Annotated in this window: 23 protein-coding genes and 1 tRNA gene; 18 read left to right on the top strand and 6 right to left on the bottom strand. The window is 72.2% G+C overall.

Translation table 11 applies throughout. The features are described 5' to 3' along the window. Nucleotides 1–11 precede the first annotated feature (11 nt). From BJ982_RS31115 to BJ982_RS31100, 4 genes are all read right to left on the bottom strand, one after another. Nucleotides 12–1,166, bottom strand: a complete 1,155-nt coding sequence (locus BJ982_RS31115; RefSeq protein WP_184885949.1) for an LLM class flavin-dependent oxidoreductase — start codon at nt 1,164–1,166, stop codon at nt 12–14. Between the two features lie 285 nt (nt 1,167–1,451). After that, on the bottom strand, nt 1,452–1,757 hold the full coding sequence (locus BJ982_RS31110) for a hypothetical protein (protein ID WP_184885947.1): 306 nt from the start codon (nt 1,755–1,757) through the stop codon (nt 1,452–1,454). Nucleotides 1,758–1,806: 49 nt separating this feature from the next. Beyond that, nucleotides 1,807–2,148, bottom strand: coding sequence for a hypothetical protein (locus BJ982_RS31105; RefSeq protein ID WP_184885945.1), 342 nt, complete (start codon nt 2,146–2,148; stop codon nt 1,807–1,809). A 134-nt stretch (nt 2,149–2,282) separates the two neighbouring features. Next, nucleotides 2,283–3,131 carry a helix-turn-helix domain-containing protein gene (locus BJ982_RS31100; protein WP_184885943.1) on the bottom strand — a complete coding sequence of 283 codons (849 nt, stop codon included), beginning with the start codon at nt 3,129–3,131 and terminating at the stop codon, nt 2,283–2,285. A gap of 163 nt (nt 3,132–3,294) precedes the next feature. Between BJ982_RS31100 and hisI the strand changes: the two genes are divergently transcribed. The 16 genes from hisI to pyk all read left to right on the top strand — a co-directional run bounded on the left by hisI (nt 3,295) and on the right by pyk (nt 22,864). Further along, the gene (hisI, locus tag BJ982_RS31095) at nt 3,295–3,636 is read left to right on the top strand and encodes a phosphoribosyl-AMP cyclohydrolase (protein WP_184885941.1); all 342 of its coding nucleotides are present in this window, start codon (nt 3,295–3,297) and stop codon (nt 3,634–3,636) included. After that, the gene (locus tag BJ982_RS31090) at nt 3,633–4,322 is read left to right on the top strand and encodes a TIGR02234 family membrane protein (protein WP_184885939.1); all 690 of its coding nucleotides are present in this window, start codon (nt 3,633–3,635) and stop codon (nt 4,320–4,322) included. Before hisI ends, BJ982_RS31090 begins: the two co-directional genes overlap by 4 nt. Nucleotides 4,323–4,680: 358 nt before the next feature. Continuing rightward, a complete protein-coding gene (locus BJ982_RS31085) occupies nt 4,681–5,079 on the top strand; it encodes a CD225/dispanin family protein (RefSeq protein ID WP_184885937.1) in 399 nt (132 codons plus the stop codon). A gap of 1 nt (nt 5,080) precedes the next feature. Next, a complete protein-coding gene (locus BJ982_RS31080; RefSeq protein WP_239123169.1) occupies nt 5,081–5,566 on the top strand; it encodes a DUF2752 domain-containing protein in 486 nt (161 codons plus the stop codon). Nucleotides 5,567–5,776: 210 nt separating this feature from the next. After that, complete coding sequence (trpC, locus tag BJ982_RS31075) at nt 5,777–6,601, top strand: indole-3-glycerol phosphate synthase TrpC (RefSeq protein WP_184885934.1); 825 nt, start codon at nt 5,777–5,779, stop codon at nt 6,599–6,601. Nucleotides 6,602–6,615: 14 nt separating this feature from the next. After that, nucleotides 6,616–7,839, top strand: a complete 1,224-nt coding sequence (gene trpB, locus BJ982_RS31070; protein WP_221483077.1) for a tryptophan synthase subunit beta — start codon at nt 6,616–6,618, stop codon at nt 7,837–7,839. A gap of 39 nt (nt 7,840–7,878) precedes the next feature. Beyond that, complete coding sequence (gene trpA / locus BJ982_RS31065) at nt 7,879–8,673, top strand: tryptophan synthase subunit alpha (protein WP_184885930.1); 795 nt, start codon at nt 7,879–7,881, stop codon at nt 8,671–8,673. Nucleotides 8,674–8,952: 279 nt separating this feature from the next. Further along, nucleotides 8,953–9,513: a DoxX family protein gene (locus BJ982_RS31060; protein ID WP_239123167.1), complete on the top strand. Its 561-nt coding sequence runs from the start codon at nt 8,953–8,955 to the stop codon at nt 9,511–9,513. Beyond that, nucleotides 9,513–10,262, top strand: coding sequence for a DsbA family protein (locus BJ982_RS31055; RefSeq protein ID WP_184885926.1), 750 nt, complete (start codon nt 9,513–9,515; stop codon nt 10,260–10,262). The genes BJ982_RS31060 and BJ982_RS31055 overlap by 1 nt, the downstream gene beginning before the upstream one ends. Before the next feature lie 26 nt (nt 10,263–10,288). Continuing rightward, entirely contained in the window at nt 10,289–11,359 is a 1,071-nt protein-coding gene (lgt, locus tag BJ982_RS31050; protein ID WP_184885925.1) for a prolipoprotein diacylglyceryl transferase, read from the top strand. A gap of 106 nt (nt 11,360–11,465) precedes the next feature. Continuing rightward, nucleotides 11,466–12,272: a hypothetical protein gene (locus BJ982_RS31045; RefSeq protein WP_184885923.1), complete on the top strand. Its 807-nt coding sequence runs from the start codon at nt 11,466–11,468 to the stop codon at nt 12,270–12,272. 11 nt (nt 12,273–12,283) lie between these two features. Continuing rightward, a complete protein-coding gene (locus BJ982_RS31040; protein WP_184885921.1) occupies nt 12,284–12,931 on the top strand; it encodes a beta/alpha barrel domain-containing protein in 648 nt (215 codons plus the stop codon). A 296-nt stretch (nt 12,932–13,227) separates the two neighbouring features. Next, nucleotides 13,228–17,742, top strand: a complete 4,515-nt coding sequence (gltB, locus tag BJ982_RS31035) for a glutamate synthase large subunit (protein ID WP_184885920.1) — start codon at nt 13,228–13,230, stop codon at nt 17,740–17,742. Between the two features lie 14 nt (nt 17,743–17,756). After that, nucleotides 17,757–19,241, top strand: coding sequence for a glutamate synthase subunit beta (locus BJ982_RS31030; protein WP_184885918.1), 1,485 nt, complete (start codon nt 17,757–17,759; stop codon nt 19,239–19,241). A 240-nt stretch (nt 19,242–19,481) separates the two neighbouring features. Continuing rightward, the gene (locus BJ982_RS31025; RefSeq protein ID WP_184885914.1) at nt 19,482–21,158 is read left to right on the top strand and encodes a S8 family peptidase; all 1,677 of its coding nucleotides are present in this window, start codon (nt 19,482–19,484) and stop codon (nt 21,156–21,158) included. Nucleotides 21,159–21,433: 275 nt separating this feature from the next. Then, nucleotides 21,434–22,864, top strand: a complete 1,431-nt coding sequence (pyk, locus tag BJ982_RS31020; protein WP_184885911.1) for a pyruvate kinase — start codon at nt 21,434–21,436, stop codon at nt 22,862–22,864. A 122-nt stretch (nt 22,865–22,986) separates the two neighbouring features. On the opposite strand, the gene BJ982_RS31015 is transcribed toward pyk, so the two are convergent. After that, nucleotides 22,987–23,059, bottom strand: a tRNA-Leu gene (locus tag BJ982_RS31015). A gap of 50 nt (nt 23,060–23,109) precedes the next feature. Here BJ982_RS31015 and BJ982_RS31010 point away from each other — a divergent pair. Beyond that, nucleotides 23,110–23,703, top strand: coding sequence for an ANTAR domain-containing response regulator (locus tag BJ982_RS31010; RefSeq protein ID WP_184885909.1), 594 nt, complete (start codon nt 23,110–23,112; stop codon nt 23,701–23,703). A 79-nt stretch (nt 23,704–23,782) separates the two neighbouring features. Here BJ982_RS31010 and BJ982_RS31005 read toward each other — a convergent pair whose 3' ends face one another. Continuing rightward, nucleotides 23,783–24,697: a permease-like cell division protein FtsX gene (locus BJ982_RS31005; RefSeq protein WP_184885907.1), complete on the bottom strand. Its 915-nt coding sequence runs from the start codon at nt 24,695–24,697 to the stop codon at nt 23,783–23,785. Between the two features lie 427 nt (nt 24,698–25,124). Here BJ982_RS31005 and BJ982_RS31000 point away from each other — a divergent pair, with 427 nt between their 5' ends. Further along, nucleotides 25,125–26,288, top strand: coding sequence for a branched-chain amino acid ABC transporter substrate-binding protein (locus tag BJ982_RS31000; RefSeq protein ID WP_275411716.1), 1,164 nt, complete (start codon nt 25,125–25,127; stop codon nt 26,286–26,288). Nucleotides 26,289–26,323: the final 35 nt, after the last annotated feature.

Below are 26,323 nucleotides of genomic sequence, written 5' to 3'. Positions count from 1 at the left end.
CGGCTCCGTCCTCAGGTCCCGGACAGGCCGGCCGGCCGGGGCCCGGGGACGTGCGCCGTCTCGCGCCGCTTCCTCTCGGCGTCCCGCTTGGCGACCTCCTCGCGGACGATCGGGATGACGTGCCGCCCGAAGTCGATGGCGTCGTCGAGCAGGGCGTAGCCGCGCGCGGACAGGATGTCCACTCCGAGGTCGTAGTAGTCCAGCAGGGCCTGGGCGACGGTCTCGGGCGTGCCGACCAGGGCGTTGGAGTTGCCGGCCCCGCCGGTGGCCGCGGCGGTGGGCGTCCACAGGGCGCGGTCGAACAGCTCGCCCCGCTCGGCGATGGCGATCAGCCGCTGGGAGCCGGTGTTCTCCGGGGCGCGCCGGGGGTGGTCGCCGCGCCCGGACGCGCCCGAGCCGTTCTGGCGCGCCTTGATGGCGGCCACCGTGCGGTGCGCCTTCTCCCAGGCCAGTTCCTCGGTGGGCGCGATGATGGGCCGGAAGGCCACCTGGATCTTGGGCACGTCCTCGCGCCCGGCCTCGCGGGCGGCGCGCCGGACCGACTCGATCTGCTCGGCGGTCTGGGCGAGCGGCTCACCCCACAGGCAGTAGATGTCGGCTTCCGCGCCGCCCGCCCGGTAGGCGGCGGGGGAGGAGCCGCCGAAGGACACCAGCGGCCTCGGGCTCTGGACGGGGAAGACGTCGGCGACGAAGTCGTCGAACCGGTAGTGCTCCCCGGCGTGGTCGAACGGGGTGCGCGAGGTCCAGCCCTTCTTGACGATCCGGATGTACTCGCGGGTGCGCGCGTAGCGCTCGTCCTTGGTCAGGAAGTCGCCCTCGCGCCGCTGCTCGTGGTCGTTGCCGCCGGTGATGAAGTGGACGGTCAGGCGGCCGTCGCTGATCTGGTCGAGGGTGGCGAAGGTCTTCAGCGCGAAGGTCGGGGTGGACAGGTTGGGGCGGTGGGCGAGCAGGATCTCCAGGTCCTCGACCCGGCTCGCCACGTACGCGGCGACCTGGGCGGGGTCGGGGGAGCCGGATCCGTAGGCGAACAGCACCCGGTCCCACCCGTACTCCTGGTGGGCGCGGGCGAGCCTGAGCGTGTACTGCTTGTCGAAGGAGGGGCCGGAACGCTGGGTGGTCTCCGACCCGTCGTGCGTGCCGCCGATTCCGAGGAACTCGATGGGCATGGCGGAAGCCTTTCTGGCCGTGCGGCTACGGGTGCCATGGGTGGGGTGATGGGCCCCGCGGCGGGACCGGGGGAGGAGCCGGGTCACGGGCCCGGCGGTGCCGGGCGCCGCCTCAGCGCTGACAGGAGGAGGACCACACGCGGCACAGATCGATGTGCCCGCGAATCACCAATCGGATATCGGCCCGCATGCGTCCACTCCAGCACAGGCCCAGATTCCCGTCAAGACCTACTAATTTAGTGGGTTTTATGGAGGGCGAGGACCCGGCGCCCCCCCGGCGCCGGGTCACTCGCGGACACGGCCCGCCGGCGTCAGCACCCCGCACACGCGGGTGACGGCGGTGGCCAGCTCCTCCACCGGCGCGATGCGCTCGGCCCAGGACCACCAGAACCACCAGGAGCCCTCGCTGCGCGCGGCGAACACCACCTCCGACAGGCTCGGCGCCGCCGTGCTGAGGACGATGAGCTGGGGAAGCCCCCCGCTGGTCTCGCCGACGCGGGCGTGCAGGCCCCGCGCCCGCAGCGAGTCGCCGAGCGCCTGCAGGTGCGCGGTGGCCGTGGTGGCGCCCGCCGCCTCGCCGGCACCGGTCATCGGGGCCTCCCTGTTCGGCGGCCCGGCGGCCGGGCCGTGGATCATGCGGTCACTCCGGGTGGGCGTAGAGCTGGGGGATGTGCCGGGCGCGCAGCGTCGCGTAGTGCTCCGCCAGCCGGACGGCCGCCGTGGCCGGCGCGACCGCGAAGGTGCGCAGCGCGCCGCCCCTGCGGCTCAGATACGGGCTCGTCCACCAGATGATGTGCCCGTCGACGCGCGCCAGCAGCCCCTGCCACAGGGAGACGGCGGCCTGCCCGTCCTCCAGGTAGTAGATGTACGACGGGACGTCCCGGCGGGCGAGCGACGCCTGAAGCTCCTCGGCGACGCGCCTGATCTCCGCCGAGGGACGCCTGCAGACCAGGGCTGCCGCTTCGACGTGGACGGCGGGCACGGCGTGACTCCTCACCGGCGCGGCGACCGCGCCTGGCTTGTCCGGAAGGGTGCGATACGGGGGAGGCCCCGCGCCGCGACGGAGTTCTGCCGTGAGGCTAGGCCCACCGTGATCGCGAGATCAATGATGTTGCTTCATGTTCCTCGTATTTCGCCCGCGGTCGCGTTGATCAGGTCGCGGGCCGCCTGACCATAGACGGCGGCGTCGGCGAGCGCCGAGAACGCCTTCTCATACAGGGCCACGTCGGTGGGCGTCTTGATCCGGTACTGGCCGGGGATGGTGTCGACTCGGACCTGATTGTCGTCGTATATCCAGAAATTTTCGGGCGGCATGAGTGCGGGACGCCCCCGAGCCGGAATCACCCCGAAGCTGAGTTGCGGCATGTTGACCGTGAGCTCCGCCAGCCGCGCGAGCTGCACGGACATCTCCTCGGCGCCGCACACGGGCGTGCGCAGCGCCTGCTCGCCGACGATGAACATGAAGCGCTTGCCGCCCGAGGTCAGCACCTCCTGGTGCCGCAGGCGCGCCCGCACCGCCTCCTCCAGGTCGTCGGGGATGCCGCGGAACTCGATCACGGTGCGCAGGTGCGCGCGGGCGTACCCGGCGGTCTGCAGCAGGCCGGGCACCGCCGAGTGCTGGAACACGCGGAACTGCTGGGTCTCGCGGTACAGCGGGTGGAAGGACTCCTGCATGTGCCGCAGCCCGGTGGCCTCCAGCCGCCGCCACTCGGTGTACATGGAGTCGATGTTGCGCACCGCCGCGATCAGGTCCACGACGTACTCCTCGGCGTCGCAGACCCGGCACCACACGCGGATGTCGTTCTCGTTGGGCATCTGCGAGGCGTGCTCGATCTTGGACACCTTGGAGTAGTGCCAGCCGGCCCTGGAGGCCAGGGACCTCCCGGTCAGGCTGGCCTCGTTGCGGATCTCGCGGAGCCGTGCGGCGAGTATTCCCTTCGCCTCGGTTATGCGCGGTGAGGCCATGGGGGCACCTCTGGGGACGCGTTCTTTTTCGCTGACACCCCGACCGTAGCGTGAGATTTTCCGCTTATGCCCATATGTTGCGCGATGTTGCTTGACGGGTGGGAGGCGCCGGGGACGCGGGGTGGTCACCGGCACCGGCGCGCCTCTGCGGCACAATTGGGCCATGCCTCTTGACCCAAAGATCGCGGACCGCCTGAAGCGTGATCGCGACGGCCTGGTGCCCGCGGTCGTCCAGCAGCACGACACCGGCGAGGTGCTCATGCTGGCCTGGATGGACGACGAGGCGCTGCACCGCACGCTGACCACCGGCCGCGCCACCTACTGGTCGCGCAGCCGCCGCGCGTACTGGGTGAAGGGCGAGACCTCCGGGCACGCCCAGTGGGTCAGGCACGTCGCGCTCGACTGCGACGGCGACACGATCCTGCTCAAGGTCGACCAGGTGGGGGCCGCCTGCCACACCGGCGACCGCACCTGCTTCGACGCCGACGTCCTGCCGGTCCCATGAGCCCCGCGAACTCCGGCGGCCCCGCGGCGACCGCCGCCGTGCCCGCGCCCGGCCCGCCGCGGTCCGCGCGCCGGGCGCTGCTCGCCTGGCTGGCCCTGGCCGTGGCCGGCGCCGTGCTGACGCTCGCCGCCTCCGGCCGCACCTGGGCCACCGTCGCCCTCGGCGCGGGCCCGGCCGGCGGGCGCGCCGCGCCCGTGCCGCTCTCCGGGAGCGACATCGCGCCGGTCCTGAGCCCCCTCGCCCTGGCGGCCCTGGCCGCCGCCGTCGCCGTGCTCGCCACCCGAGGGGCGTGGCGCGCGGTCGTGGGCGCGGTCATCGCGCTGATCGGGCTCGCCGTCGCCGGGTCCGCGCTGCGGGGCGTCACGCCCTCCTCCCGGCTGGTCGCGCTGGCCGAGGAGCACACCAGCGTCACCGGCGCCGCCGCGCACGCCGCCGTCGCCTACTCCTGGGCCTGGCCGGTGGCCGCGGTCGCCGGCGGCGCGCTGCTGCTGGCGGCCGGGGTGCTGGCCGTCGCGCGCGGCGCCCGCTGGCCCGGCATGTCCGACCGCTACGAAAGGCCGGGCGGGTCCACGGCGAGACCCGCCGAGCGCGCCGGCCAGGCCGAGCGGTCGCTGTGGGACGCGCTCGACCAGGGCGTGGACCCGACCGAGGGCGAGCCGGGCGAGCGCGACGGCGGCCGGGGCTGACGCCGGGCCGGTGCCCCGCGCGCGTCCGGCCTGTCCGCCGGATTTAGTGACGATCTGCCGACAAAGTAAAACAATGTCCCTGTGACGCCCCTGACGTCGCTAAGCTTCCGCCGCGCGATGCGCTACGGGCGGGCTTCAAGGGGGCATGCGGCATGTGCCACGGCGACCGGCCGCGGGACGCCGGGGGGCGGCACGGGCCGTACGGCGACGGCGGCCGGTATCACCGGCACGGCCGGCACGTTCTCGGCGTGATCTCCGGGCATGTCCTGCCGCCGATCCCGGCCGGTCTCGCGCTCATCGGCATCACACCGGCCGGGCACTGGGCGCCCGGCCCCGCGTCACGGCAAGGAGACCATCGATGAGTTACGGTCAGCAGGGCGGCGGCGGTGGCTACAACGCGCCTCCCCCCGGAGGCGGCTATCCCCCTCCCGGCGGCTACCCGCCCGGGGGCTACGGCCAGCCCTACGCCCCCGAGCCGCCGAACAACCAGCTTCTCCCGGCGATCCTCACCACGCTGTTCTGCTGCGGCCCGTTCAGCCTCCCGGCGATCTTCTACGCCGGCAAGGTCAACGGCAAGTACGAGGCCGGGGACTACCAAGGCGCCCTGGAGGCGTCCCAGCAGGCCAAGAAGTGGTGGATGATCTCGCTGTTCGTCGGCCTCGGCATGTGGGTGCTGTACCTGGTCCTGTGGCTCGCCATCGGCGTGTCCCTCTTCAACGGCATCGAGAACATGCAGAACGGCGGTCCATACTCATGACGTGGGCGGCACGGACGGCGTCGAGGGCGTGAGCGGAGTGAGCGGCGCGGACGGCGTGCGCGGGACGCGCGCCGGGGGGCGCGGCACCGGACGGGCGGGGGCACTGCTCGCGCCCCTCGGGGCCGCGGCGCTCGCGGGGGCGGCCGTCGCCTTCGTCGGCGTCGTGGACCCGAACCGGCCCGGCCACTACCCGACCTGCCCGTTCCTGCTGGTGACCGGGCTGTACTGCCCGGGGTGCGGCACCTTGCGCGCCCTGCACGCGCTCGCGCACGCCGACCCGGTGGCGGCGCTCGGACTGAATCCGCTGGCGGTGCTCACCATTCCCTTCCTGGTGTTCTGGTGGGGGCGTTGGCTCGTCAGGACCTGGCGCGGGCGGCCCGTCCGCACCCGCTTGACGCGTCCGGTTTACATTTGGTCCTTCCTGGGATTGATCATTGTGTACTGGATCGTGAGGAATCTCCCGTTCGGTGCCTTTCTCGCACCGTGAGGCCCCCCGGCTCGGCGCCGCGAGCCCCCCAGACCCGCCACCCTGTGGCGAGCCGACGGCGGTAAGCCCGATACCATCGGCAGGGCAAGGTCGGGATGAGGACGGAGGCCCGCGCGGCGATCGCTGAACGCGGGCCGGGACGTCCTCGCCCGCGGCGCAGTCGACCGGAGGGGACCCTGATCGGGTGAGCGAGCCAAGCGAGGAGATCAAGTGAGCGTGCTCGACGAGATCCTGGACGGCGTGCGTGCCGACCTCGCCGATCGGCAGCGTGACGTGTCGTTGACCGAGCTCCAGGAGCGCGCCCAGCGCGCGCCGGCCACCAAGGACGTCTACGCCGCGCTCGGCGGCGACAAGGTCTCGGTCATCGCCGAGGTCAAGCGGTCCAGCCCCTCCAAGGGCGCGCTGGCCGCCATCGCCGACCCCGCGGCGCTCGCGAGCGACTACGAGGCGGGCGGCGCGCACGTCATCAGCGTGCTCACCGAGCGCCGCCGCTTCGGCGGCAGCCTGGAGGACCTGGCCGCGGTCCGCGCCGCGGTCGACATCCCCATCCTCCGCAAGGACTTCGTCGTCACCTCCTACCAGCTGTGGGAGGCCCGCGCGTACGGCGCCGACCTCGCGCTCCTCATCGTGGCGGCCCTCGACCAGAACGCTTTGATCTCATTGATCGAAAGGGCCGAGTCGATCGGCCTCGCGCCGCTGGTCGAGGTGCATACTGAGGAGGAGCTCGACCGGGCTCTGGACGCCGGCGCGCGCATCATCGGCGTGAACGCGCGCGACCTCAAAACCCTTGAGGTCGACCGCGACGTGTTCGCCAGGCTGGCCCCCAAGATCCCGGACGGCGTCATCAAGATCGCCGAGTCCGGTGTCCGGGGCCCGCACGACCTGCTGGCCTACGCCCGCGCGGGCGCCGACGCCGTGCTCGTGGGCGAGAGCCTGGTCACCGGCAAGGACCCGCGGGCCGCCGTGGTCGACCTGGTCACGGCCGGAGCGCACCCCGCGTCCCGATTCGACAACGGACCCGAGAGGCAGCAGTGAGCACAGAGGGCACCCTGATCACCGCGGCCGACCTCGCCGGCAACGGCGCGGCAGGCGACGATCCCGACGTCCGCGGGCGATTCGGGGTGTTCGGCGGCAGATTCGTGCCCGAAGCCCTGATCCCCGCCCTCGACGAGGTCGCCAAGGCCTACGAGGACGCCAAGTCCGACGTCGCGTTCCTGCGCGAGTTCGACCACCTGCTGCGCACCTACGCCGGGCGGCCCACCGCCGTGACCGAGGTCCGCAGGTTCTCCGAGGTCGCCGGCGGCGCCCGCGTTCTGCTCAAGCGCGAGGACCTCACGCACACCGGCGCCCACAAGATCAACAACGTGCTCGGCCAGGCCCTGCTCACCAAGCGCCTCGGCAAGAGCCGCGTGATCGCCGAGACCGGCGCCGGCCAGCACGGCGTCGCCACCGCGACCGCCTGCGCGCTGCTCGGCCTCGAATGCGTCATCTACATGGGCGAGGTCGACTGCGAGCGCCAGGCGCTCAACGTCGCCCGCATGAAGCTCCTCGGCGCCCGGGTCGTCCCCGTCGCCAACGGCAGCCGCACGCTCAAGGACGCCATCAACGAGGCCTTCCGCGACTGGGTCACCAACGTCGACTCCACGCACTACCTGTTCGGCACCGTCGCCGGCCCCCACCCGTTCCCCGAGATCGTCCGCGACTTCGCGCGCATCATCGGCGTCGAGGCCCGCCGCCAGGTCCTGGAGCTGACCGGCCGGCTGCCCGACGCCGTCGCCGCGGCCGTCGGCGGCGGCTCCAACGCCATCGGCATCTTCCACGCCTTCATCGGCGACGAGGGCGTCGCCCTGCACGGCTACGAGGCGGGCGGCCACGGCCTCGCGTCCGGCGAGCACGCCCTCACCCTCACCGAGGGCTCGATCGGCGTCCTGCACGGCGCGCGCACCTACGTCCTGCAGGACGACGAGGGCCAGACCATCGAGTCCCACTCGATCTCCGCGGGCCTGGACTACCCCGGCGTCGGCCCCGAGCACGCCTGGCTGAAGGACTCCGGCCGCGCGACCTACCACGGCGTCACCGACGCCGAGGCGATGGAGGCCTTCTCCGTCCTCGCGCGCACCGAGGGCATCATCCCGGCCATCGAGTCGGCGCACGCCCTCGCCGGGGCGATCAAGCTCGGCCGCGAGCTGGGCCCCGAGGCCACCATCCTGGTGAACCTCTCGGGCCGCGGCGACAAGGACATGGGCACCGCCATGAAATATTTCAACCTGTAGGCCTGTGGGCCCCAGAACCTGTGAGCGGGACTCTCTGACATGACGACTCTTCAGACGGTGTTCGAGAAGGCGCGGGCCGACAAGCGGGCCGCCCTGGTCGGGTACCTCCCGGCGGGCTTCCCCAGCAAGGACGGCGGCATCGCCGCCGCGAGCGCGATGGTGGAGGCCGGCTGCGACGTCATCGAGATCGGCCTGCCCTACTCCGATCCCCTCATGGACGGCCCCACCATCCAGGCCGCCGTGCACCGCGCGCTCACCGGCGGCACCCGCATCGCCGACGTGCTGCGCACCGTCGAGGGCGTGGCCAAGACCGGCGCCGCCGTTCTGGTCATGACGTACTGGAACCCCATCGACCGCTACGGCGCCGAGCGTTTCGCCCGCGACCTCGCCGCCGCGGGCGGCGTCGGCACCATCACCCCCGACCTCACCCCCGAGGAGGCCGGGCCCTGGCGCCGGTACAGCGCCGAGGCCGGCATCGACACCGTCTTCCTGGTCGCCCCGAGCTCCACGGGCGAGCGCATCCAGGCCGTGGCCGACTGCTGCACCGGCTTCGTCTACGCCGCCTCGCTCATGGGCGTCACCGGCGCGCGCGACTCGGTCGGCTCGGCCGCCGAGGGCCTGGTCGAGCGCACCCGGGCCCACACCTCGCTCCCGGTGTGCGTGGGCCTCGGCGTCGGCACCGGCGCCCAGGCCGCGGAGGTCGCCAAGTACGCCGACGGCGTCATCGTCGGCTCGGCGTTCATCCGCCGCCTCCTCGACGCGCCCGACGAGGCCGCCGGGCTGGCGGCGGTGCGCGAGCTCGGCGCCGAGCTCGCCGCGGGCGTGCGTTCCTGATCTTTCCTGATCTTCCCTGATACGCGGTATCCGCAGGGCCCCGGCGGGCACGGCGGCGTCCGGCTTCGGCCGCGCCACCAGCGCTTAGCCGGGGCTTATCGCGTTCATGATGAGCTTGGTGGCCGGTACCCTCGGCATGAGCGCCGACGCCGGCCCGGTCCGCCGGCGGGCCGCCGCGTGCGGGCTGGGGCCGCGTGGCGCCGTTCGGGCGCCCGTCCAGGGCTAAGGAGACGTTGACGTGCCAAGCGGGAAGAGGCCGCGCCGATGAGGTGGCTTTACGTGCATCCGGCGGTACCCTGGGTGACGACCGTCGCCCGGCTGGTGGTCGCCGGCGTGCTCATCACGGCCGGCTGGCTGAAGATCGGCACGCCCGCCCTGTCCGTCCAGGCGGTGGAGGCGTACGAGCTGCTGCCGGAGTCGGTCGCGTCCGCGGTGGGCCACGGCCTGCCGATCATCGAGATCGTCGTCGGAGTGCTGCTCGTCGCCGGGCTGCTGACCCGGGTGGCGGGCGTCGTCTCCGCGCTGCTCATGCTGGCCTTCGTGGTCGGCATCGCGTCGGCGTGGGCGCGCGGCCTGCGCATCGACTGCGGGTGCTTCGGCGGCGGCGGCAAGCTCGCCGCGGGGGCCGATCCGGGCTACCTGTGGGAGATCCTGCGCGACGCCGGGCTGTTCCTGCTGGGGGCATGGGTCGCCTGGTTCGCCCCGGGCCGCCTCGCGCTCGACGCGGCGCTCGGGCTCGCGCCCGGGCGGGACAGGGACGACGACCTGGACGCCGGATGGGCCGGGGGCCGGGACGACGACGAGCAGGGCGAGGAGCCCGCCATGAAGGGGGATCACTGATGGGAAAGGCCGCGCGGGAGGTCTCCGCCCGCGACCGGATCAAGTCGCAGCGCGAGCGTGAGCGCAAGGAGCAGGCCAGGCGCCGCGTCGTCACCATCGTCGCCGTCGTGGTGGTCGTGCTCGCGGTCATCGGCGGCGGCTGGTGGTACGTCGACCGAGGTAAATCCGAGACCGTCGGCGGCGGGCTCGCGCCGATCACCTTCCAGCAGGACGGCTCGGTCGCCATGGCCAAGCCCGGCGTCCAGAAGCCGGTGGTCGACGTCTACGAGGACTTCCAGTGCCCCGCCTGCCAGGCGTTCGAGCAGACCAGCTCGGCGACGCTGAAGAACATGGCGGCGGACGGCCAGGTGAAGGTCGTCTACCACCCGATCAACATCTTCAGCCAGGAGCCCACGCTCGGGAACACCATGCGCGCCTCCTCGGCCGCGCGGTGCGTGCCGGCCGGGCAGTGGCTGGCCTTCCACGACCGGCTCTTCAAGGAGCAGCCCCCGGAGACCCGGTCGGGCTTCTCACTGGACGACCTGGTGAAGTGGGGCAAGGAGGCCGGCGTCACCGACCCGGGCTTCGAGTCCTGCGTCAGGTCCCAGAAGCACGCGCAGGCCCAGGCGGCCTACAGCACGAAGATCCTCGACGCCAAGCTCGTGCCCGAGGGCACGCCCACGCTCCGGCTGAACGGCGAGATCGTCGACAACAACGTCGCGTTCAGCCCGGCTTCGCTGCGTCAGACCATTCTTGATGCCGCGAAGTAGGCACGGAAACGGTAACGTCACCTGACATGCCCCTGGCCTCCATTCCCAGCCCGTCCGAAGGGGTCTGGTACCTCGGACCGATTCCCCTGCGGGCCTACGCTTTCTGCATCGTGCTCGGCGTCATCGTCGCCGTCTGGATGGGTGAGCGCCGCTGGCGCGCCCGCGGCGGCGAGCCGGGCACCATCACCGACCTCGCCGTGTGGGCAGTCCCGTTCGGCCTGGTCGGCGGCCGGTTGTACCACGTCATCACGGACTGGCAGCTCTACTTCGGTCCTGACGCGCGCAACCGGCCCATCGACGTCCTGTACGTCTGGCACGGCGGCCTCGGCATCTGGGGCGCCATCGCGCTCGGCGCCGTCGGCGTGTGGATCGCCTGCCGCAGGCGCGGCATCTCCCTGTCGGCGGTGGCCGACGCCTGCGCGCCCGGCATCGCGGTGGCCCAGGCCATCGGCCGCTGGGGCAACTACTTCAACCAGGAGTTGTTCGGCGGCCCGACCGACCTGCCATGGGGTCTGGAGATCGACCCGGGACGGGACGGCACGGTGGCGGGCGTGTCCACCTACCACCCGACGTTCCTGTACGAGTGCCTGTGGAACCTGGCCCTGGCCGCGGTGCTCATCTGGGCCGGCAAGCGGTACGGCCTGCGCCACGGCCGCCTGTTCGCCCTGTACGTCGCCGGGTACACCCTGGGCAGGTTCTGGATCGAGGGCATGCGGGTCGACGAGGCGCACCACATCCTCGGCCTGCGGCTCAACCAGTGGACGTCCCTGCTGCTGTTCGCCGCCGCCCTGCTGTACTTCTACCTGACCAGGAACAGGACCACGGAAGAGGTCGTGGTCCCGGCCGCGGGCGGCGTCCACGTCGACCCGGCGCACGGCGCGGACCAGGCCGACGAGCACGAGACGGCCGCGGCCGACCCGGCGCACGACGCCGGGCAGGCCGATGAGGACGAGGCCGCTCCTCGCGCCCCCGGCGGGGACGAGGCGTCCGGGGACACCGAGGCGGCCGCGCGCGAGGCCGGCGCGGACGAGCCCAAGGTCGCCGGGGCGGCCACCTCCACGTCGGCGACGCCGGACCCGGAGGCGAATCCACGATGATCCACGGCCGCTCCTCGGGGGGGCGCGCCGAGGTCCACGACCGGTACCGTGACGCGCCCGGCGCCCGCCGGGCCGCGCACGGCGCGCCGCGCGGAGCCGGCGGCCTGTGAGCGCCCGCAACAAGAGGCGCCGGTCCTCGTTCGAGGTCCCGGCCCTGGCCGAGCGCGGGCTGACCCGGCGTCAGCAGCGCGTGCTGATCATCGTGGGCACGGTCCTGGCCGTGTTCGCGGGCGGCTTCGCGCTGACCGCCATCGTCAGCAACCTCGGGATCTCCGACGCCGCGCCCGGCCAGAGCTCCGGCGACCTGATCGGCCTGCCGCTCCCCGACGACTACCAGGCGTGGCCCTCGCCCAAGCTCTTCGGCCCCATCGCCGACCGCGGCGCCGATCCGGCCCCGCTGCGGGCCGAAGAGGTGTTCAACGTCAAGACGCTGAAGAGCGGCGGGGTCGCGTTGCGGCTCACCGAGCGCCGCCTGGACGACACGTGCGCGCCGGTCGTGTGGGGCGGCGGCGTGCTGGCCCGGCTCGGTTCGACCGGGTGCGCGCAGGCGGCGCGGGGCGTGTACCTCAGCGCCGACCGCCGCTACGTCGCCCAGTACACCCTGTTCAACATGGCGAGCGCCCAGGCCGCCGACGCCTTCGTGCGCGACATGGCGACGCTGTCGCGCGGCGGCGGGTGGGTGCGGGCGCTGCAGTCCGGGGCCGGTGTCTTCACCGGGGACGGCTACACCGAGGGCAGCGGCCACGCGATGGGGCACTTCGCGGGGTTCGTCTGGGTGGGCCGGGCCGACGGCCGGGAACCGGGCCCGAAGGACGACTTCGTCTCGCTGGCCCTGGCCGTCCGGGGGGCCGAGAAGGCGATCTACCGCCGTGTGGTGGCCGTCACCGGGCCACAGGCGTCTCCGGCGGGGTAGGGTCGGCTGCCGTGCCAAGCCGTGCGTTGATCGTCGCCGCGGTGGCCGGGGTGCTGGCCGCCGCGGGGGCGGTCCTGTTCGTCGTCACCCGGCCCGAGACCGGTCCGAGCCCCGCCTACTTCCGGGGGGAGGGCACCTCCGCGCTGTACGCCCCCATCGCCACCCGCCGCCAGGATCCGGGTCCGCTGACCGAGCAGGAGGTCTTCGGGCAGGCCGCCCGCCTGGTCGAGCAGGGGGTGACCATGGAGCGCCGCGAGGCCGCGCTGTCGGCCGACTGCGCGGAGGCGTTGTGGGGGAGCGGGGTGAAGGCCGCGGCGGCCGGGTGCGCGGGGGTGGCGCGGGCCTCGTTCGCCGGCGCCGGCGGCGCGGTCTCCGGCCAGTACGCGGTGTTCGACATGCCCGACGGCGCCGCCGCCGACCGGCTCGTGGCGGCGCTCGACCCGCGGCGCGGCGGGGGTTTCCTGCGGACGGCGCCCGGCCAGCCGCCGTCGTTCGACGCCGGGCACAGCCGCGCCGCGGTGCGCGCGCTCGGCCATTTCGTCGTCGTCAACTGGGTCGGCCCGGTGGGGGACGAGCGCGGCGCCGACCTGACCCTCCCGCAGCTCGCGCTGGAGCGGATCGGCGCGTTCGCGCAGCGGCGCGTGCTGGCCGCCGGGTGATCGCGGCGGGCGCGCGTTTGACCGCTCCCTGACTGGGTCCGGGCAATTCCCGGGTGCTCTGACCTGGAATAACGTCCTGCCGTGCGCCGTTCCTTTGACTGCGGCCTGGGACGTGCGGCTGTGTACACCAAGATGTGGGCACTCCGATGGTGAATGTTCGCGATCCCCACCTGGCGGGCACCATTCCGGCAGGGTGAGGTAGTCTCTACACACCTAACTGCAGCAGGGCCAACGTCGTCCCTCTTGCCTGCACTCGCCAATCCGACGAAGCAGACGAAGACGACGGGAGGGATTCAATGCCTGCTGCCCGCCTCGGTCTCCCCGAGCCCCAGGGCCTGTATCACCCTTCGCACGAGCATGACGCCTGTGGTGTCGCCATGGTGGCCGACGTCCACGGCCGGCGCACCCACGAGATCGTCGCGAAGGCCTTGACGGCACTGTGCAATCTCGATCACCGAGGAGCCAAGGGTAGTGAACCGGACACCGGCGACGGCGCCGGCATCCTGACGCAGTTGCCCGACGCGTTCCTCCGCGTCTCGGTGGGCTTTCCCCTGCCCTCCGCCGGCTCCTACGCGGCCGGCATCGCCTTCCTGCCCGCCGACGGCGAGGCCCGCGCGGTCGCCACCGGCATGATCGAGGAGATCGCCGCCGAGGAGGGCCTCACGGTCCTCGGCTGGCGCGAGCTGCCGATCGACTCCTCGCAGGCGGGGCCGAGCGCCCGGGCCGTCATGCCGTTCTTCGCGCAGCTGTTCGTCTCCTCGCCGGGCGGCGAGAGCGGCCTGGCGCTGGACCGCCTGGCCTTTTGCCTGCGCAAGCGGGCCGAGCACGAGGCGGACGTGTACTTCGCCTCGCTGTCGTCGCGCACGATCGTCTACAAGGGCATGCTGACGACGCCGCAGCTCGAAGGGTTCTTCCCCGACCTGACCGACGCGCGCTTCGAGAGCGCGATCGCGCTGGTGCACTCGCGCTTCTCGACCAACACCTTCCCGTCGTGGCCGCTGGCGCACCCGTACCGCTACGTCGCCCACAACGGCGAGATCAACACCGTCAAGGGCAACCGCAACTGGATGCGCGCCCGCGAGGCGATGCTGGCGAGCGATCTGATTCCCGGTGACCTCGCCCGGCTCTTCCCCATCTGCGACCCCGACGGCTCCGACACCGCGTCGTTCGACGAGTGCCTCGAACTGCTGCACCTCGGCGGCAGGAGCCTGCCGCACGCCGTGCTGATGATGATCCCCGAGGCGTGGGAGAACCACACCGAGATGGACGCCGCGCGGCGGGCGTTCTACGAGTTCCACTCCACCGCCATGGAGGCGTGGGACGGCCCGGCGTCGATCACCTTCAGCGACGGCACGCTGGTCGGCGCGGTGCTGGACCGCAACGGCCTGCGCCCCGGCCGCTTCTGGGTGACCGAGGACGGCCTGGTCGTGCTGGCCTCGGAGGCCGGCGTGCTGGACGTCGAGCCGTCCAAGGTGGTGCGCAAGGGCCGCCTGCAGCCGGGCAAGATGTTCCTCGTCGACACCTCCCTCGGCAAGATCATCGAGGATGACGAGATCAAGGCCGAGCTGGCCGCCGCCAACCCCTACGGCGAGTGGCTGCACGCCGGGCTGGTCCGCTTCGAGGAGCTGCCCGAGCGGGTGCGCCCGATCCTCACCCACGAGGCGCTGGTCAAGCGCCAGCAGACCTTCGGGTACACCGAGGAGGAGCTGCGGATCATCCTGGCGCCCATGGCCAGGACCGGCGCCGAGCCGATCGGCTCGATGGGCACCGACTCGCCCGTCGCGGTGCTCAGCGAGCGGCCGAGGCTGCTGTTCGACTACTTCAGCCAGCTCTTCGCCCAGGTCACCAACCCGCCGCTCGACGCGATCCGCGAAGAGCTCGTCACCTCGCTGCAGACCACGATCGGCCCCGAGGGCAACCTGCTGGCCCCGGGCGCGGCGTCCTGCCGCAGGCTCGTGCTGCCCTACCCGGTGATCGACAACGACGAGCTCGCCAAGATCATCCACATCAACGACGAGGGCGCGCTGCCCGGCTTCCAGCCGCACGTGGTGTCGGGCCTGTTCGAGGTCGCGGGCGGCGGCGAGGCGCTGCTGCACCGCCTTGAGGAGATCTGCGCCGAGGTCTCGGAGGCCATCGCCGGCGGCGCCCGCATCATCGTGCTGTCCGACCGCGGCTCCGACGCCCGCATGGCGCCGATCCCGTCGCTGCTGCTGACCGGCGCGGTGCACCACCACCTGATCCACGAGAAGTCCCGCACCCGCGTCGGCCTGGTCGTCGAGACCGGCGAGGCCCGCGAGTGCCACCACATGGCGCTGCTCATCGGGTACGGCGCCTCGGCCGTCAACCCCTACCTGGCGATCGAGACCGTCGAGGACATGATCGCCTCCGGCGCGCTGGCCCTGGAGCCGCGCGCGGCGGTGCGCAACCTGATCAAGGCGTACGGCAAGGGCGTCCTGAAGGTCATGTCCAAGATGGGCGTGTCCACGGTCGCCTCCTACACCGGCGCGCAGATCTTCGAGGCGCTCGGCCTCGGCAAGGACGTCATCGACGCCTGCTTCGCCGGCACCACCTCCCGGCTCGGCGGCGTCGGCTTCGACGTGCTCGCCGGCGAGGCGGCCCTGCGCCACCGCCGGGCCTACCCGCGCGCCGAGAACGCCCACCGCCGGCTGGAGGTCGGCGGCGAGTACCAGTGGCGCCGCGAGGGCGAGCCCCACCTGTTCAACCCCGAGACGGTCTTCCGCCTCCAGCACGCCACCCGCACCCGGCGCTACGAGATCTTCAAGCAGTACACCGGCCTGGTGGACGGCCAGGCGGAGCGGCTCATGACGCTGCGCGGCCTGTTCCGGCTGCGCGAGGGCCTGCGCCCGCCGGTGCCGATCGAGGAGGTCGAGCCGGTCGAGAGCATCGTGCGCAGGTTCTCCACCGGCGCGATGTCCTACGGGTCGATCTCGCAGGAGGCGCACGAGACCATCGCCATCGCCATGAACCGCCTCGGCGGCAAGTCCAACACCGGCGAGGGCGGCGAGGACCCGGAGCGCCTCTACGACCCCGCGCGCCGCAGCGCGATCAAGCAGGTCGCCTCCGGCCGGTTCGGCGTGACCAGCGAGTACCTGGTCAACGCGGCCGACCTCCAGATCAAGATGGCCCAGGGCGCCAAGCCCGGCGAGGGCGGCCAGCTCCCCGGCCACAAGGTGTACCCGTGGATCGCCAAGACCCGGCACTCCACGCCCGGCGTCGGCCTCATCTCGCCGCCGCCGCACCACGACATCTACTCGATCGAGGACCTGGCCCAGCTCATCCACGACCTGAAGAACTCCAACCCCGACGCCCGCGTCCACGTCAAGCTGGTCGCCGAGGTCGGGGTCGGCACGGTCGCGGCGGGCGTCAGCAAGGCCCACGCCGACGTCGTGCTGATCTCCGGGCACGACGGCGGCACCGGCGCCTCCCCGCTGACCTCCATCAAGCACGCGGGCGCGCCCTGGGAGCTCGGCCTGGCCGAGACCCAGCAGACCCTGCTGCTGAACGGCCTGCGCGACCGCATCGTCGTGCAGGTGGACGGCCAGCTCAAGACCGGCCGCGACGTGGTCGTGGCCGCGCTGCTCGGCGCCGAGGAGTTCGGCTTCGCGACCGCGCCGCTGGTGGTGTCCGGCTGCGTCATGATGCGCGTGTGCCACCTGGACACCTGCCCGGTCGGGGTCGCGACGCAGAACCCCGAGCTGCGCAGGCGCTTCAGCGGCAAGCCGGAGTTCGTGGTCAACTTCTTCGAGTTCATCGCCGAGGAGGTCCGCGAGTACCTGGCCGCGCTCGGGTTCCGCTCGATCGACGAGGCCGTCGGCCACGCCGAGTTCCTGGACACCGCGGCCGCGGAGGACCACTGGAAGGCCGCGGGCCTGGACCTGTCCCCGGTCCTGCACGTGCCCGCGCTGCCCGAGGGCACGCCGCTGCGCCGCACCGTCGCCCAGGACCACGGCCTGGACAGGGCGCTGGACAACACGCTGATCCAGCTCGCCGAGGGTGCGCTGGCCTTCGGCGACCGGGTGACGCTCGAACTGCCGATCCGCAACGTCAACCGCACCGTCGGCACCATGCTCGGCAACCAGGTCACCCGCCGGTTCGGCGGCGAGGGCCTGCCGGACGACACGATCGACGTCGGCTTCACCGGCTCGGCGGGCAACTCCTTCGGCGCCTTCGTGCCGAGGGGCGTGACGCTGCGGCTGACCGGCGACGCCAACGACTACCTCGCCAAGGGCCTGTCGGGCGGCCGTGTCACCGTGCGGCCGCACGACGACGCGCCGTTCAGCGCCGAGACGCAGGTCATCGCCGGCAACGTCGGCCTGTACGGCGCGACCTCCGGCGAGGTGTTCATCCGCGGCGTCGTCGGCGAGCGGTTCTGCGTGCGCAACTCCGGCGCCACCGCCGTCGTCGAGGGCGTGGGCGACCACGGCTGCGAGTACATGACCGGCGGGCGGGCGGTCGTGCTCGGCCCGACGGGCCGCAACTTCGCGGCGGGCATGTCCGGCGGCATCGCCTACGCGCTGGACCTGAACCCGGCGCGGGTCAACCGCGAGATGGTCGAGATCGAGCAGCTCACCGAGGACGACGCGGAGTTCCTGCACGAGATCGTCGAGCGCCACCTGGCCGAGACGGGGTCGACCGTCGCCAAGGCCCTGCTGGACGACTGGGACATCGCGCTCACCCGGTTCGGCAAGATCATGCCGTCCGACTACAAGAGGGTGCTCAAGGCCGCCGAGACCGCGCGCGCCGAGGGCCGGGACATCGACGAGGCGGTCATGGCCGCCGTGCACGGTTAAGGGAGGTTCCACCGATGGCCGACCCGAAGGGGTTCCTGACGCACGCCCGCGAGCTGCCGCCGCGCCGCCCGGTCGACGTGCGCATCCGCGACTGGCGGGAGGTCTACGAGGACTTCTCCAAGCCCGCGCTGACCAAGCAGGCCGCACGCTGCATGGACTGCGGCATCCCGTTCTGCCACAACGGCTGCCCGCTCGGGAACCTCATCCCCGAGTGGAACGACCTGGTGTACCGGGACGACTGGCGCGAGGCGGTCGAGCGGCTGCACGCGACCAACAACTTCCCCGAGTTCACCGGGCGGCTGTGCCCGGCGCCGTGCGAGACGGCGTGCGTGCTCGGCATCAACTCCGACCCGGTGGCGATCAAGCGCGTCGAGGTGGAGATCATCGACCGCGCCTTCGACGAGGGCTGGGTGACGCCGCAGCGGCCCACGTCCAAGTCGGGCAAGAAGGTCGCGGTGATCGGCTCGGGGCCCGCGGGCCTCGCCGCCGCCCAGCAGCTCACCCGCGCCGGGCACGACGTGGTGGTGTTCGAGCGCGCCGACCGGATCGGCGGCCTGCTGCGCTACGGCATCCCCGAGTTCAAGATGGAGAAGCGGCACCTCGACCGGCGCCTGGCGCAGATGCGCGCCGAGGGCACCGAGTTCCGCGCCGGGGTGAACGCCGGCGTGGACGTCACGGCCGAGCGGCTGCGCGGCGAGTTCGACGCGGTCGTGCTGGCCGGAGGCGCCACCGCCTGGCGCGACCTGCCGGTTCCCGGCCGGGAGCTGGACGGCGTCCACCAGGCGATGGAGTACCTGCCGCTGGCCAACAAGGTGCAGGAGGGCGACCTCGCCACGCCGCCGATCTCGGCGGAGGGCAAGCACGTCGTGGTGATCGGCGGCGGCGACACCGGCGCCGACTGCATCGGCACGGCGCTGCGCCAGGGCGCGGCCTCGGTCACCCAGCTGGAGATCATGCCGCGGCCCCCGGAGCGGCGGCCGGACGCCCAGCCGTGGCCGACCTACCCGATGCTCTTCAAGCTGGAGAGCGCCCACGAGGAGCTGGAGGACGACGGCGGCGCCCGGGTCTACGCGGTGTCCACCACCGGGTTCGTCGCCGACGAGCAGGGCCGGGTGAAGGCCCTGCGCCTGGTGGACGTCGAGGGCCCGTCCGGCGGCTTCAAGCCCGTGCCCGGCACCGAGCGCGAGATCCCGGCCGAACTGGTCACGCTGGCGATGGGCTTCGTGGGCCCGGAGAAGGGCGCCCTGCTCACCGACCTCGCCGCGCTCGCCGCGGACCGCGAGGCGTTCTTCGACGCCCGGGGCAACGTGGCCAGGGACAAGGGCTACATGACCGGCGTCGAGGGCGTCTTCGTCGCCGGTGACATGGGACGCGGGCAGTCGCTGATCGTGTGGGCGATCGCGGAGGGCCGCACGGCCGCGGCCGCCGCGGACCGCTACCTCACCGGCCAGACGGCCCTGCCGGAGGTGATCCCGCCGACGGCCAGGCCGCTGGTCTGACGCGCCGCCGGCCGGCGTCCCTTCCCGGGGGTCCGGCCGGCCCGCTGAGCTGCGAGGACGGCGTTCCGCACCCCGGAGCGCCGTCCTTTTTGCGGGTTTTAAGGGCCGTCGCGTATAGCTTGTAGTTACATATGCACGGGTGGGGTGGAATGCCGTGGCAATCGGGAGACAAGTTGCTTTGGTCCTCGATCCACTGAAAGATGCTGCCTCGTCATAGAGACAGGCTTGAGGAGAGGGTCAATGCGGGGGTACGGACGCCTGAGAGGCGCTGTCGTTTCGGTCACGGTGGGCGCGCTCGCCGCCGGATCTCTTCTGACCGGAGCGGCCTCCGCCGGCGCCGCGCCCGCGACGGGAACGGCGGCCGAGTACCTGGTCTTCTACGCCCCCGGCGCGCGTGACGACGCCCTGGCCGCCATCAAGGGCGCGGGCGGCACGCCCGGCGCCGTCGACGCCAAGCTCGGCTACGTCCTGGCCCGCGGCGCGGGCGCCGGGTTCGCCGAGCGCCTCGGCGCCTCCGCCTCCATCGTCGGCGTGACCGCCGACCGGCGGATCGGCGCCGCCACCTCCCTCGCCTCCGCGGCGGGCCGGACGGGCACGACGGCCGCCTCCGGCACGGCCGCGGCCGCGCCGGCGTCCACGGCGGGGGCGGACCCGCTCTCGTCCCGCCAGTGGGACATGAAGATGATCGGCGCCACCGCCTCCGGCTCCTACGCCAAGGCGCGCGGCACCAAGAAGGTGCTGGTCGGCATCATCGACACCGGCGTGGACGGCAAGCACCCCGACATCGCCCCGAACTTCGACCGCGCGCGCAGCCGCAACTTCGTCACCGACCGCCCGAACGACTCCAACGGCAAGGAACTGGACGGGCCGTGTGAGGTCAAGAGCTGCAAGGACCCGGCCGACGTGGACGACGACGGCCACGGCACCCACGTCGCCAGCACCATCGGCTCGCCGCTCAACGGCCTCGGCGTGGCCGGCGTCGCGCCCGACGTGTCGCTGGTCAACATCCGCGCCGGCACGGACTCGGGGTTCTTCTTCCTCAAGCCGGTGCTCGACGCGCTCACCTACGCGGGCGACGCGGGCATCGACGTGGTCAACATGAGCTTCTTCGTCGACCCCTGGACGTTCAACTGCGCGAACAACCCGCAAGACTCCCGGGCCGAGCAGCTCCAGCAGAAGGGCATCATCACGGGCGTCCAGCGGGCCCTGGACTACGCCCGCGCCCGCGGCGTCACGCTCATCACCGCCCTCGGCAACGGCTCCACCGACCTCGGCAACCCGACCGTGGACAAGGAGAGCCCCGGCTACCCGCTCGGCGGCGAGCGCGAGCGTAAGATCAACAACTCCTGCCTCAACGTCCCGGCCGAGTCCCGCGGCGTCATCTCGGTGTCCGCCCTCGGCCCGAGCGGGCGCAAGGCCTGGTACTCCGACTACGGCATCGAGCAGACCGACCTGTCGGCCCCTGGCGGCGACCCCAGCGACTCCGGCACCTCCCTCAAGGGCAACGCCCGCGAGATCCTGGCCGCCGCGCCGGAGAAGGCGCTGCGCAGGCAGAAGCTGATCGACGCCTCCGGCAAGCCCACCGGCCCTTCCGTGGTGCGCGACTGCCACAACGGCCGGTGCGCCTACTACCAGTACCTCTCGGGCACCTCGATGGCCTCGCCGCACGCCGCGGGCGTCGCCGCGATCCTGGTCGCCCGCTTGGGCAAGCCCGGCAAGGGCGGCCTCGCCCTCGCCCCCGCCACCGTGGAGCGGCTGCTGTACGCCACGGCCACGCCCACCGCGTGCCCCGCCTCGGGCTCCACCAAGTACTCGGTGAGCGAGCAGACCCACGTCTGCGCCGGAAGCCGCGCCAAGAACGGCTTCTACGGCCACGGCGTCGTCAGCGCCTCGCGCGCGGCCACCGTCAAGGGCTGACCCGTCACGGCCGCCCGCCTCGGGCGGCCGTGACCCGCGAATCGGCGCGCGCGCCCGCGCGGGTGCCCGCGGCAACTATCCTGTGAGACGCACGGACACCATGACGGGCCACGCGGGCCCGGCCGCGCCGTCGCGGCGCCCGCCCTGGCGACAGGGCCTCCCAGCTGCGACGGAACATGCCGGAACCCCAGAGGCGATCTCACGTCACCTGGATTTCCCCAGGCGCTGCGCACTTCGTCATCGCCAAGTGGTCTGTACCAATTAGGGTAGGGCTTGTGAGTCGTCGAGCGAAGATTGTGTGCACACTGGGGCCGGCCACCTCCTCCCCGGAGCGCCTGCGCGAGTTGATCGTCGCGGGCATGAACGTCGCCCGGTTCAACCTCAGCCACGGGAGCCACGAGCTCCACAAAGAGATTCACGGGCGGGTGAGGGAGGCCGCCGCCGAGCTCGGCGCGGCCGTAGGGGTCCTGGCCGACCTGCAGGGTCCGAAGATCCGGGTGGGCCGCTTCGCCGAGGGCCCGGTCCGCCTCGGCTACGGCGACGTCTTCACGATCACCACCGAGAACGTCCCGGGCGACCGCTCCCTGGTGTCCACCACCTACGAGGGCCTGCCCTCCGATGTCCGCCCCGGCGACACGATCCTCGTCGACGACGGCCGCCTCGTCCTGGAGGCCACCGACGTCGAGGGCCCGCGCGTGGTCACCAAGGTCCTGGTCGGCGGCATGATCTCCGACAACAAGGGCCTCAACCTGCCCGGTGTCGCCGTCTCCGCCCCGGCCCTCACCGACAAGGACGAGGAAGACCTGCGCTGGGCGCTGCGCACCGGCTTCGACCTGATCGCGCTGTCGTTCGTCCGCAGCCCCGACGACGCCTCCCTGGTCCGCGCGATCATGGACGAGGAGGGGGTGCACCTCCCGCTGCTGGCGAAGATCGAGAAGCCGCAGGCCGTCGAGCGCCTCGAAGAGATCGTCGACGCCTTCGACGGCATCATGGTCGCCCGCGGCGACCTCGGCGTCGAGCTCCCGCTCGAACAGGTGCCGATCGTGCAGCGGCGCGCCATCGCCCTGTCCCGCGAGAAGGCGCACCCGGTCATCGTCGCCACCCAGATGCTCGACTCCATGATGAGCGCCCCCCGGCCCACCCGCGCCGAGGCGTCCGACGTCGCCTTCGCCGTCATGGACGGCGCGGACGCCGTCATGCTCTCCGGCGAGACCTCGGTCGGCAGCCACCCCATCGAGGCCGTCGCCACCATGGACCGCATCGCCTGCGCCGCCGAGGTCGAGTCCCTGCAGTCCACCCACACCTTCGAGCGCGTGCCCGAGACCACGGGCGGCGCCATCGCCCGCGCCGCCGCCGAGGTCGGGGCCATCGTCGGCGCCAAGGCCCTGTGCGCGTTCACGATGTCCGGCGAGACCGCGCGGCGGCTGGCCCGCTACCGCTCGCCGATCCCGCTGCTGGCCTTCACCTCGGCCCCGGAGGTCCGCGGCCAGCTCGCGCTCACCTGGGGTGTCGAGACCTTCGAGGTCCCCTTCGTCCATCACACCGACGACATGGTGCGCCAGGTCGAGTCGGCCCTGCTGTCGCTCGGCCGCTGCGAGAAGGGGGACAAGGTCGTCATCGTGGCCGGGTCGCCCCCGGGGAGCCACGGCTCCACCAACGCCCTGCGCGTGCACACCATCGGCTCGGCGGTCTCCAGCTCCGGCTGAGCCCCGCCGCCCGCGTGGGCGGCCCCGCACGACAACGGGAGCGGCCCGCGCGGGGACGCTCCCGTTTCGTATGGGTCTCGCCTCTGATGTGCCGCCCGCGGACGTGTCGCGCGCCGGCTCAGTGCCCCGAGTGGGATTCGAACCCACACTTGATGGATTTTGAGGCCATTGACTCTGCCGTTGGTCTATCGGGGCGCCGTGAGGCTCGTGCCCCTAATCTAGCGGACGTCGGTACCCTCTTGGTCGTGAGTACGCAGCGGCGAGTGGTGATCGCGGAAGACGAGGCACTGATCCGCCTCGACCTCAAGGAGATGCTGGAAGAGGAGGGCTATGCCGTCGTCGGCGAGGCCGGGGACGGCGAGGCGGCCGTCGGCATCGCCTTGGAGCAGCGTCCCGATCTGGTGATCCTGGACGTCAAGATGCCGATCCTGGACGGCATCTCGGCCGCCGAGCGCATCGTGTCCGAGCGCGTGGCGCCCTGCCTGATCCTGACGGCGTTCTCCCAGCGCGACCTGGTCGAGCGGGCCAGGGACGCCGGGGCCATGGCCTACCTGGTGAAGCCGTTCACCAAGTCCGACCTGGTCCCCGCCATCGAGATGGCCGTCAGCCGCCATGTCGAGATCATCGCCCTGGAGAAGGAGGTCACCACCCTCGGCGAGCGCCTGGAGACCCGCAAGCTCGTCGAGCGCGCCAAGGGGCTGCTGATGGCCCAGCACGGCTGGACCGAGCCCCAGGCGTTCCGCTGGATCCAGAAGGCCTCGATGGACCGCCGCCTGAGCATGCGCCAGGTGGCCCAGGCGGTCGTCACCGACGCCGAGACCGGCACCCCGCGGCCCTGACCGCCCTCGCGCCGGCCCGCGCGTCAGGCCGGCGCGAGGCGTCATGCCAGGTCGCGAGAGGACCGCGCCGGGCCGCCCCTTATGCCGGGCCGAGCGCCCGCACGACGTGCACGCCCGGCATGTCCTTGACGGTCTCACCGATGGTCTTGACGGCCCGGCGGTCCGTCAGCCTGACGTAGAACGCCTCCTCCAGGCTTCGCAGGGAGAGCAGGCGGTCGTCGCCGAACCTCGTGCCGTTCACCGCGTAATGGGCGGCCACCTTGTCCGCGTGGGCCCGATCCTCGAAGTAGATCTTCTCCACGCCTTCGATCGCCCAGAGCCGGTCGACGATGTCCCGCTTCTGCGCCTCGGTGATCGACCGGTCGCGCACCCCGGTGCAGAGCCTGTCCGGGCCGTTCGCGCAGAACCGGATCTCCACGTCCGCCTTGCCCGTCCAGAAGTCCGGTGTGCCGGGAACGACATGACTCACCCCGGGGACGGATCCGGCCTGCTCCACCGCACGCGCGTAGTCCTCTCGCCGGTCCAGACGCGCGACCAGGACGGGCAGGTAGACGGTGTCGGAGGACGGGGCGTAGTGGGTCCCGGCGAGGACTCGCGACGTCCACACAGTCTTGCCCGGCCGCTCGCCCGCGGGATCGACGAGCCGGACGGCGGCGGCTCCGGTGGCGGCCTGTACCGCGGCGCGTACGGCCGCCGGGTCCTTCGCCGCCGCGTCCCCGCCGGAGCCGCAATCGGAGATCAGGGGGCTGCACAGGCCGGCCATGATCTCGTAGCGCTCCGGCCAGGGGCCGTCCGGGGGAGGGAGCGGTCTGCGGGACAGGTCGCGCAGGTACCAGCCGCCCGCCGCGGCCGCGCAGATCAGCAGCGTGGCCGCGGCGCACACGGCGAGCGCGCGGCGGCGGGCGAGGATCCAGGCGTGCAGACGGGCGGTTCGCTCGGAGACCTCGCCGAAGGATAACTCCTCGGGCTCCGGCGGATCGGGACGCTTCTCCACGGCGTTCAGTTTGGGGGAGATGACGAGATGCGGGCGACCGATTCGGGAACACCGGACAGGGGCCTGTGATCTTCGTTACGTTTTCGCACCAGGGACGCACCCAGCGTGTCAGGATTCCCGTGCCGGTCGTGTCAAGCGTGGGCGCCGGCCCTCCGCGGGCCGGTCTCCGGGCAGGGCATGGAGGGGACCATCCATGCCTCCCCGCCCCACGTGACCTTTACTTTTCGAGTCGATCGCCGAAGAGGACCGGTGTGATAACGAAGCGGTAACGTGATGTGACTCTGTACCGACCTGTGACTTGTGCTGGGTGTAATGCCGTCAATGACCCCTGGCCAGATCGCCAGGGTGGCTCTGTGAACCCGATCCCGACACGGGATCAGGCGAAAGGAAGGCAACCTTGCGGCCCAAGATTGCTCGCCTCGGGGGCGTGCTCGCCGTCGGTGTGGCGCTTACCGTTGGTCTCGCCGCATGTGGCGGGTCGGAAGAACCAGGCGGGGGCAGCTCCGGCTCGGCGGCCGCGCCCTCCACGCTCAAGATCGGCTTCATGGGCGACCTGTCGGGCGAGAACTCCGGCATCGTCATTCCCCCCAAGAACGGGGCGCTGCTGGCGATCGACGAGTACAACGCCACCAACCCCAAGGTCAAGCTTGAGCTGGTCACCTATGACAGCCGCGGTGACGCCACCACGGCCGTGAACCTGGCCCAGCAGGCGATCAAGGACGACAAGATCGTCGCCCTGGTCGGCCCGGCCTTCTCCGGTGAGTCCAAGCAGGCCGTCCCGGTGCTGGAGGAGGCGAAGATCCCGAACATCTCCGCCTCGGCCACCGCGGTGGACCTGGCCAAGCAGGGGTGGAAGTACTGGCACCGCGTCGTCCCGAACGACGGCGTGCAGGGCCCGGCCATCGCCGACTTCATCGTCGGGGCCGCCGCGGCCAAGAAGGTGTTCGTGGTGGACGACAAGTCCGAGTACGGCAAGGGACTCGCCGACGCGGTCCGCGCCCAGCTCAAGACCAAGGGCGTCACCCCGACCGACGACGCGCTCGACCCGGCCGCCACCGACTACTCCTCCACGGTCAACAAGGTCAACTCCGCGAAGCCGGACGCGATCTTCTTCGGTGGCTACTACGCCGGTGCCGGCAAGCTCCTCAAGCAGCTCCGTGACAAGGGCGTGACGGCCAAGTTCTTCTCCGGCGACGGCTCGCTGGACAAGGGCATCGTCGAGAGCGCCGGCTCCGCGCAGGCCGAGGGCGCCCTCATCGGCTGCCCCTGCCGCATCCCGACCGCCGCCGAGACCGACGAGAAGGTCAAGAAGTTCGCGGCCGACTACAAGGCCAAGTTCGGCGCCGACCCGCTGATCTACGCCACCGAGGGCTACGACGCCATGACGGCGTACACCAAGGCCATCGCCGGCGGCGCCACCACGTCCGACGCGATCAACGAGGCGATCGGCAAGTCCGACTTCGACGGCATCTCCAAGCACATCAAGTTCGACCCGAACGGCGAGCCCGCGGCGAAGTCGATCTACATGTACCAGGTCAAGGGAGGCCAGATCGGCCTGCTCGGCGACACGACGACGGCCAAGCTCGGCTGACGGACCACAGTTACCGGCCAGGTAGAGGGGGCGGG

It is taken from the genome of Sphaerisporangium siamense (assembly GCF_014205275.1).
GTDB classification, from domain to species: domain Bacteria; phylum Actinomycetota; class Actinomycetes; order Streptosporangiales; family Streptosporangiaceae; genus Sphaerisporangium; species Sphaerisporangium siamense.
This window is presented reverse-complemented; position numbering and strand designations above follow the sequence as displayed.

Bases quoted from the DNA above. Each gene is read 5' to 3' on its own strand.
- BJ982_RS31115 (WP_184885949.1), bottom strand. From the start codon at position 1,166: ATGCCCATCGAGTTCCTCGGAATCGGCGGCACGCACGACGGGTCGGAG.
- BJ982_RS31110 (WP_184885947.1), bottom strand. From the start codon at position 1,757: ATGACCGGTGCCGGCGAGGCGGCGGGCGCCACCACGGCCACCGCGCAC.
- BJ982_RS31100 (WP_184885943.1), bottom strand. From the start codon at position 3,131: ATGGCCTCACCGCGCATAACCGAGGCGAAGGGAATACTCGCCGCACGG.
- hisI (WP_184885941.1), top strand. From the start codon at position 3,295: ATGCCTCTTGACCCAAAGATCGCGGACCGCCTGAAGCGTGATCGCGAC.
- BJ982_RS31090 (WP_184885939.1), top strand. From the start codon at position 3,633: ATGAGCCCCGCGAACTCCGGCGGCCCCGCGGCGACCGCCGCCGTGCCC.
- BJ982_RS31085 (WP_184885937.1), top strand. From the start codon at position 4,681: ATGAGTTACGGTCAGCAGGGCGGCGGCGGTGGCTACAACGCGCCTCCC.
- trpA (WP_184885930.1), top strand. From the start codon at position 7,879: ATGACGACTCTTCAGACGGTGTTCGAGAAGGCGCGGGCCGACAAGCGG.
- BJ982_RS31055 (WP_184885926.1), top strand. From the start codon at position 9,513: ATGGGAAAGGCCGCGCGGGAGGTCTCCGCCCGCGACCGGATCAAGTCG.
- lgt (WP_184885925.1), top strand. From the start codon at position 10,289: ATGCCCCTGGCCTCCATTCCCAGCCCGTCCGAAGGGGTCTGGTACCTC.
- gltB (WP_184885920.1), top strand. From the start codon at position 13,228: ATGCCTGCTGCCCGCCTCGGTCTCCCCGAGCCCCAGGGCCTGTATCAC.
- BJ982_RS31030 (WP_184885918.1), top strand. From the start codon at position 17,757: ATGGCCGACCCGAAGGGGTTCCTGACGCACGCCCGCGAGCTGCCGCCG.
- BJ982_RS31025 (WP_184885914.1), top strand. From the start codon at position 19,482: ATGCGGGGGTACGGACGCCTGAGAGGCGCTGTCGTTTCGGTCACGGTG.